3 protein-coding genes are annotated in these 9488 nt (G+C 37.1%); all 3 read left to right on the top strand.

Annotated features, from left to right (window positions below):
- Positions 1–1991 (top strand): NADP-dependent malic enzyme (locus HRT72_01055; protein NQY66305.1); only part of this gene is annotated, 1991 nt, incomplete at its 5' end.
- Positions 1988–2572, top strand: a complete 585-nt coding sequence (ruvA, locus tag HRT72_01050) for a Holliday junction branch migration protein RuvA (protein ID NQY66304.1) — start codon at positions 1988–1990, stop codon at positions 2570–2572. The genes HRT72_01055 and ruvA, both read left to right, overlap by 4 nt.
- 38 nt (positions 2573–2610) lie before the next feature.
- A partial coding sequence (gene sprA / locus HRT72_01045; protein ID NQY66303.1) for a cell surface protein SprA occupies positions 2611–9488 on the top strand: 6878 nt, incomplete at its 3' end.

The raw sequence follows: 9488 nt of genomic DNA, 5'->3' as shown, positions 1-9488 counted from the left end.
TGTTTAAAATCTTTGCAGATATCGATGTGTTCGATATAGAACTTAATTTGTACGATGTTGATTCTTTTGTTAATGCGGTAAAAGCAATGGAACCAACATTCGGAGGAATAAACCTAGAGGATATTAAGGCACCTGAATGTTTTGAGATAGAAAGAAGGCTCAAAGAAGAGTTGAATATCCCAGTTATGCATGATGATCAACATGGAACGGCTATTATTTCGAGTGCTGCGTTGTTAAATGCTCTTTTTATAGCAGGGAAGAAAATAGAAGATGTTAGGGTTGTTTTTAATGGTGCTGGAGCGTCGGCGCAAACATGTGCCAAATTGTATTTATCCCTAGGATTAAAAAAGGAAAACTTAGTAGTTCTTGACAGTAAAGGAGTGATCAATGAATCAAGAGAAGGGTTAGATAAGCAAAAGCAATTCTTTATTACAACAAGAAAAATAACTACTCTCGAAGAGGCAATGAAGGATGCGGATGTCTTCGTTGGTTTATCTAGAGGGAATATTGTGTCTCAGGATATGGTTAAATCCATGGCTGATAATCCGGTGGTTTTTGCATTGGCAAACCCGGATCCGGAAATTAGCTATAAGGATGCAAAAACAGCAAGGCCAGATATTATTATGGCGACAGGTAGATCCGATCATCCAAATCAAGTAAATAACGTTTTAGGTTTCCCGTTCATCTTTAGAGGGGCATTGGATGTAAAGGCTACAACCATTAATGAAGAAATGAAATTGGCCGCAGTAAGAGCTATTGCTGAATTGGCTAAGGAACCAATTCCTCAAGAGGTTAATGAGGCATATGATACGGAGAATCTAGCATTTGGCCCGGATAATATTATTCCTAAACCACTTGATCCAAGGTTAATTACTACTGTGGCTCCCGCGGTTGCTAAAGCTGCAATGGAATCCGGCGTTGCTCAACAAGATATTACAGATTGGAACCAGTACGTAAATAACCTACGAAAAAGACTTGGGCATGATAATCAATTGATCAGAGATTTGACTTCAGCTACTGCAAAGAATCCGCAGCGCATATTATTTGCAGAGGCCGATAATTATAAAATGCTTAAGGCGGCACAGGTTATAATGGAAGAGGGGATTGGTATTCCTGTTTTGTTAGGAGAAACGGGTGTCATTAAAGCTATAATTAACGAAAACCAACTCCCTCTTGAAGGGGTTGAAATTATTGATCAACGAGCTCGAGAGCAGATTGAGCGAGTTGAAGAATACAGCAAAGTGCTCTTTGATAAAAGAAATAGAAAGGGAATGACCATGTACGAAGCCGGTAGATGGATGAGAGAACGAAATTATTTTGGTTCAATGATGTTAGAAACTGGGGAGGTTGATGCCATGGTAACTGGCTTGACTAAAAAGTACCCAACTGCAATTAGACCATCACTTCAAGTTATTGGTTCTGCCGAAGGAAACAAGACAGTTGCAGGAATGAATATTATCGTTTCAAAAAGAGGAACTTTCTTTTTTGCTGATACAACAATTAATATCAATCCTTCCGTCGATGATTTGGTGGAGATTACTGTTATGACAGCTGAAGCGATTCAGCAATTGGGTGTAAAACCACGAATTGCAATGCTTAGTTATTCCAATTTTGGATCTTCTGGTGGAGAGGATGCAATCAAGATGAAGAAAGCAGTTGCAATCATACATAAAGAACATCCAAATATTATTGTAGATGGAGAAGTTCAAGCTAACTTTGCATTGAACGATGAGATCATGAACGAACAGTTCCCGTTTTCGCAGTTGAGCGAACATGGAGCGAATGCATTTATATTTCCAAACTTATCTGCTGGTAATATTGCCTATAAGATGGTTCAGGAATTGGTTGATGTTGAGGTGATTGGGCCGATACTGCTAGGAATGAATAAGTCGGTTCACATATTGCAATTAGGAAGCTCAATAAGGGAAATAATAAATATGTCTATTGTGGCGGCCTTTAGAGCCTTGAAACAAAAGAAGCAAGCTAAATGATAAATCACATTAAGGGCAAGTTGGTAGAAAAAACGCCTACCTATGCCATTATTGAGTGTAACGGAGTTGGTTATCATCTCAATATATCTCTAAATACATATTCTAAAATTCCGGATAACGAAAGCGTAATGTTATATGCTCACTTGGCGGTAAGAGAAGATGCCCATACTCTGTTTGGGTTTATCGATAAAGATGAACGTCAGTTGTTTTTATACTTAATTTCTGTTTCTGGAGTAGGTGCGTCAACTGCACGAATGATTTTGTCTAGTCTTTCGCTTGTAGAAATTCAAACGGCAATTGTAGAAAGGAATGTTGCTGTATTAAAAAGTGTGAAAGGGATTGGAGCCAAGTCTGCAGAGCGAATAATTATCGATCTCAGAGACAAGTTGAGTAAAGAAAATTTTGGTAGTGAAATAAGCATAGAGACAAACAATAGTATACAAGAAGAGGCGTTATCTGCGTTGATTGCTTTAGGATTTGGGAAGAATATGGCCGAGAAGGTTGTCGTCAAGGCATTAAAGGGTTCAGGATCAGATGTAACTGTTGAGCAATTAATAAAGACAGCATTAAAAAACCTATAAGTTCTAGGAGGATTTTTTTATAATGTTACCCGAATCTTGTGAAATTAAGTAGTAGATATCTGTTGTTAATCGCATTTGCGTCAATTTTCCTGCTTTTCAGTACGGTAAATTTTTCGTTTGCACAGGATGATTCTACTCAAATTGTATTACCATTCCCTATCGAGGATCCCTTAAATAGAAATGGTACGAAAGAAGGTAATCCTAATCTTTTGTTGGAAACTCCACCTAATGTGGAAAGTAATGTTGAGTACAATCCTGCCACAGGAAAGTATGTGTTTAAAAATAATGTAGGTAAAGTGGATAATATACCTGCATCCGAAATGACTTTAGATGAGTTTTTGGAATATCAAAATGCAAAATCGAATCAGAATTATTTTAAAGAAGCAATAAAGGCAGAAAGTTTAAATAATTCTAGTTCTGGATTTAAACCAAAGCTGAATGTTGGGGGAGAAGTTTTCGATCGAATTTTTGGTGGTAACTCTGTTGACATAAAACCTCAGGGTTCAGCGGAGCTTATTTTCAATGGGGAAGTTAATCGGAATGATGATCCTGTTTTAACGACACGGCAAAGAAGAACTGCAATGTTCAATTTCGATGAGAAAATACAACTGAATGTTGTAGGTAAAATAGGGGATAAACTAACCCTTAATACGAACTATAATACGGAGGCAAATTTTGATTTCGAAAATCAAATGAAACTAGAGTATGTTGGTTACGAAGATGAAATAATAAAGCGATTGGAGGTTGGTAATGTTAGTCTTCCGCTTTCTAGCACGTTGATAACAGGAAGTCAATCTTTATTTGGGGTTAAAACAGAACTGCAGTTTGGTAAATTGATGGTAACAAGTGTTCTTTCTCAAGAGAAGGGTGAGAAATCTGTAATTGAAGTTACCGGGGGAGCCCAGGTTAATAATTTTGAAATTAAGGCAGATAATTACGAAGCCAATAAGCATTTTTTCTTATCCCAATATTTTAGGAATCAATACAATCAATCAATGTCTACGATTCCGGTTATTACTTCTGCAGTAAATATTACTAAAGTGGAGGTTTGGTTAACAAATACCCGTGGAGAGACTCAAAATATTCGAAATATTGTTGCTTTTCAAGATCTAGGGGAAGCCGTGCCATATAGTTCTAGCGTTACTAGTAATGGGTTAAATATTGTATATCCTCGGAATAATGTTAACTCACTAGATCCAGATAATTTTTCTGCAATATTTCCGGATGTAAGAGATATAAATACAGTGAATGAAGAGATGATAGCAGCAAATCTTTTACTCGCTTCCGATTATGAAAAGTTAGGTAATGCGAGAAAGTTAAAAGAAACAGAATATGATATTCATCCAACTTTAGGATACATTTCCCTAAAACAGGCGCTTAATCCAGATCAGGTTTTAGCCGTTGCATATCAGTATACACAGGGAACAACAGTGCACACAGTTGGAGAGTTCTCTGCAGGGGCGAATAAAGGACCCGATGGTCCGTCTACCTTGATTCTTAAGTTATTGAAGAGCACAGTAATTAATACAAAATTACCGATGTGGGATCTTCAAATGAAGAATGTTTATTCAATTGGTTCTTATGGTATTAACTCTGAAGATTTTCAATTACAGGTTGTATACAATAACCGAGAAACAGGGGTTGATATAAATTATATACCAGCCGGCGTGATTAAGAATGAATTATTGATTTCTGTTATGGAGCTTGATAATTTGAATATGCAACGAGATAATATGCCCGATGGATTATTCGATTTTTTAGATGGAATAACGATTGATAAAAACACTGGAAGGGTGTTTTTTCCAGTTGTGGAGCCATTTGGTCAGCAAATTCGAGACCGACTTGTAGATGAAGTAACTGGTTTGCCCGATACTGAATTGGGAGATAAATATGCTTTTGATAGTCTCTATACAACTACGCAGGGTGACGCTCGGGTTAAGTATCCGGATCAAAATAGATACAAAATTANGGGTTCGTATAAATCGGCTTCGAATTCCGATATTTCTCTGAATGCGATAAATGTCCCTAAAGGTTCAGTTAGTGTTACAGCGGGTAATAGGAAATTGNAAGAAGGAGAAGATTATACCGTGCAATATCAATCTGGAAGAGTAAGCATTATAAATGAAGAAATATTAAATAGTAATATCCCAATTAAAATATCACTAGAGAGTAATTCCCTATTCGGGATCCAATCCAAACGATTGATGGGAACGCATATGGATTATACATTTTCGGATGATCTTGTTATTGGTGGTACGATATTAAATCTTTCGGAAAAGCCAATGACGCCTAAAATTAATTCAGGTAGCGAACCGATGTCGAATACGATTTGGGGACTGACATTGGATTATTCGAAAGAGCTCCCATTCATAACAAAGTTGGTAGACAAAATGCCATTACTAGAAACGAAGGCACCTTCTAAATTTACTTTCAGTGGAGAATTTGCTCATATTATTCCTGGTCATTCACGAGCGTTGGGTAAGGAGGGGACTTCCTATATCGATGACTTTGAGGGTAGTCAAAGTGAAATAGATATTAGGCCTGCCTTTGCATGGGTGTTGGCCAGTACACCTGAAGGACAAGAAGATTTGTTTCCGGAAGCATCGTCAGGTTCATTAGACTATGGTAAGAATAGAGCAAAATTAGCCTGGTATACCATCGATCCTCTTTTCCATAATACAAACAGCGATACACCAGAAAATGTAAAAAAGGACAGAGACATGCAGTCCGATCACTATATGAGAGCTGTATTAGAAACAGAAGTTTTTCCTAATAAGGATCCATTACAGTATACACAATTGAGTATACCTATGATGGATTTAGCATATTATCCAGAAGAAAGAGGACCATATAATTACGATGCAGATGCGGGTAATAATTCTGCGGGAATGGAATTAGATGGGTCATTAGCTAATCCATCGAGTAGGTGGGCTGGTATTATGAGACAAATTACCACGAACGATTTTGAAGCAGCTAATGTTGAGTTTATCCAATTTTGGATGATGGATCCATTTGATTCAGAAGATGGAAACCCTAATCACGATGGTGGTGAATTGTATTTTAACTTGGGTAATATTTCAGAAGATATCCTAAAGGATTCAAGAATTAGTTTTGAAAATGGATTACCTACTAATAGAGAGGACGTGGATGCGTTGGAAGGAGTGGATCCTTCACTTTGGGGTAATGTGCCGAATACGCAGGCCATAGTTCATGCGTTTGAGTTGGAAGAAAGCGCACGTGCTTTTCAAGATGTAGGTTTAGATGGTTTGCGAGATGAGGATGAAGCAAATCATTATGCAGCTTATTTGTCTTCTTTGTCTGCCTCCCATGGTACTGGATCGCAAGCTTATTTGAATGCATTAGAAGATCCATCTGGTGATAACTTCTCCTTTTTTAGAGGCTCCTCTCTCAATAGCGAATTAGATATTCTTGAGCGATATAAAAACTTTAATGGCCATGAGGGAAACTCAAGTATAGAAGAGCCAGATGGGTATCCAATTATTGGTACACGGATTCCTGATTCTGAAGATAAAAATCAGGATAACACGATTAGTGAAAACGAGAGTTATTTTCAATATAGACTTAGGTTAACACCAGAGGTATTGAACGATCCAGTGAAGCAAAAAGAAAACTTCATTACGAGTGTTACCACCTCAAGCGTAGTTACAAACAACGATAAAACGAGGTCTGTAAAATGGTATCAATTTAGAATTCCAATAAAATCCCCTTCCAAAACAGTAGGAAATATTCCGGATTTTAGATCTATTAGGTTTATTAGAATGTTCTTACAAGGATTTAACGAGAAGGTAGTTCTTCGTTTCGCGCGGTTAGAGCTAGTTAGAAGTGAGTGGCGGAAATATCAAGAAACAATCGAAGAATCTGGCGTTTATATTCCAACAGAAGCGCCAGCTACTTCTTTTGATGTTGCCGCTGTAAATATTGAAGAGCATGCAGAGAAATCTCCAGTAAATTATGTACTCCCTCCGGATCTATTGAGAGAAGTAGATAACACCACTTCGCAGTTACGTCAGTTAAATGAGCAGTCTTTGGCAATAAATGTATGTGCACTAGAAGATGGTTCTTCGGTGGCGATTTATAAGAATGTGAATTTTGATGTTCGTTCCTATAAAAAGCTATTAATGGATGTGCACTGCGAGGCTGGAGTTGCTGATCCCGCCGGATTAGAGAATGGTGATTTAAGATTGTTTATACGGTTGGGAACCGATTTTTACGATAACTATTATGAATATGAGTTGCCGATGGATGTGACAGAAGCGGGTTCGTATGTCAATAAAAATGATGCAGACCAGGAGATTGTTTGGCCAGCCAACAATAAAATTGAACTGGAGTTTGCTGATTTTCAGGCTACCAAAACCCGTAGGAATGCAAATCCAGAAATCCCTGTAAATAAAGTTTGGACCAATCCCGATCCCGAAAAACAGAATATTAAAATAAAGGGTAATCCAACATTAAATAACTTGAAGATTATAATGATCGGGGTCCGAAATCCTAAAAATGATGGTGTTACAAAATGTGGAGAGGTATGGGTAAATGAACTAAGACTCTCTGATTTTGATGAAAAAGGTGGATGGGCTTCTATTGCACGAGCTTCTTTAAATATGGCCGATTTTGCAACGGTTAACTTAACAGGAAATATTACAACTTTCGGTTTCGGAAGTATTGAGAAAAAAGTAAGTGAAAGAAGTAGAGAAAATATTAAGCAGTATGATTTGTCCTCGAGTATTGAACTAGGCAAATTCTTTCCGGAAGAAAGTAAGATTAAAATACCGATGTATGTAAATTATTCACAAGGATTTACAAGTCCTCAATTCGATCCACTTAGCCCAGACATACTAACGAAAGAAACAAAGGAAACGCTGAACGATAGGATAGAAACCTGGCAAAATTATAAGAAAGCGATAAGAACGTACACGGAACGTAAGAGTATGAACTTTACTAATGTGAAGAAGAATCGGGCGCCGGGAAAAGGAAAAGCACATATTTATGACATAGAGAACTTGTCTCTAACATATTCTTTTAATGAGAATTTAAAAACGGATATCAATACAGTTGAGAACAGAAAAACAACTTATAAAGGAGGATTAAATTATAACTACACGACTACCCCTAAGAACATTAAGCCGTTCGGGAAAACTAAATCAACCTTGTTGAAGAAGAAGTCAATGAAGATTATTAAGGATATTAATTTTAACTACCTCCCATCACGAATTTCGGTAAGGGCCAATCTGGATAGATTATATGGCATTACCCAATATCGAAATACAACTAATCCATCGATTGAAGCTATTGTTGATACGTCGAGCCATTTGAATAAGAACTACAACAAGAACTTCACATTCAACAGAATGTATGATGTCAAATACGATTTAGCGAAAGGGATTAAGTTAAATTATTCTGCAACTAACGTTGCTCGAATCATAGAGGCGCCGGGCGAAGTTACCGACGAGGTTCGGGCAGATGCATGGAAGAATGTTGCTAAGTTCGGAGTTAATTCGAATTTCCACCAAGTAGTAAAACTAGATTATAAAGTTCCGATAGATAAGATCCCGTTATTTAATTGGATGAGTGTGAACCTGCGTTACACAGCCAATTACGATTGGAAAAGATCGCCATTTGATGCTGTATCCGACTCTCTACTCGGTAATACTATCGAGAATTCGAATACCAACCAGATTACGGGTAATTTGAATATGAAGAAGCTTTACGACAAGATTCCTTATTTGAAGAAGATTAATAAGAAAGCTCAAAAAGCAGAAGCCGCAAGAAAAAAAGCAGCAAGAGCTAAGCCGAAAAAGAATGATAAACTAATTGTTTTAGAGGGCGAGGCTGATGAAGCTGCGAAGAAAAAAGAAGAAGAAAAAAAGAAGAAAGAGGAAGAGAAAAAGAAAGCACTTGCACTAACTCCAATAGAAAGAGCCTTTAAATTTTTAATGGGTGTTAATTCAGTTTCACTTAACTACTCGGAAGGTAATGGTGAATTGTTACCAGGTTATAAGGACTCAACATTTGTACTTGGTTCGAATAAAAAGTTCACCGCTCCTGGTTTGAATTATATATTGGCACTGCAAGATCCAGAAGAGTATTCAGACTATGCTGCTAGAAATGATTGGCTCGTTATGGATACAAGCTTTAACAGGCAACATATTATCACTAAGAGTAGAAATATTAGTGGGAGAATTGTGGCTAAACCAATTAAGGGATTTCAATTAACAATCTCTGGAAATAGAAAATTCACCAATAATGTTTCCGAGATATTTAAGTTTGATCCTGGAGCCTCAGATGAGGCACCCAATGGTTTTGTTCATACTTCTAGGATAGAAAGCGGATCATATAGTATGTCTTATAATTTCTTTCGAACTGCCTTTGATGTTGGAGGAAAGACAGAAGAATCCGTAACTTTTGAAGAATTTAAAAATCTTCGTGAAACGTACTCTACTCATTATGGAACGCGTAATGATAATTCAGAATTGGACACTTCAGTTTACCATAGTGGATATGGAGAAACATCACAAGAGGTATTGGTGCCTGCATTTATTAAGGCGTACTCAGGTAAGGATTTAAATTCTAGTGAGTTACCATTTCTTAAAATACCACATCCTAATTGGAAAATTACTTATAAAGGACTGTCGCAAATTAAAGCGGTTAAGAAGTACTTCAAATCTATCAATATGAGTCATTCCTATAAGTCGAGTATGAATTATGGGTATAAATCGAATTTATTATATGGAGATAAGGGAAATAATGGAGAAGGCGATGGTTTTGCAGATGATGTGGATGTAAATGGTAATTACATGTCGGAATTTGAGATTGGTCAGATTACGTTATCGGAGAAATTCGGTCCGTTAATCAACATAGATATGATCTGGAAAAACAGCATGAAAACGAAACTTGAGTA

The organism is Flavobacteriales bacterium (genome assembly GCA_013214975.1).
In the GTDB taxonomy this organism is placed as follows: domain Bacteria; phylum Bacteroidota; class Bacteroidia; order DT-38; family DT-38; genus DT-38.
The sequence above is the reverse complement of the archived record's forward strand: the minus strand, read 5'-3'. Positions and strand labels throughout refer to the sequence as shown.

Bases quoted from the DNA above. Each gene is read 5' to 3' on its own strand.
- ruvA (NQY66304.1), top strand. From the start codon at position 1,988: ATGATAAATCACATTAAGGGCAAGTTGGTAGAAAAAACGCCTACCTAT.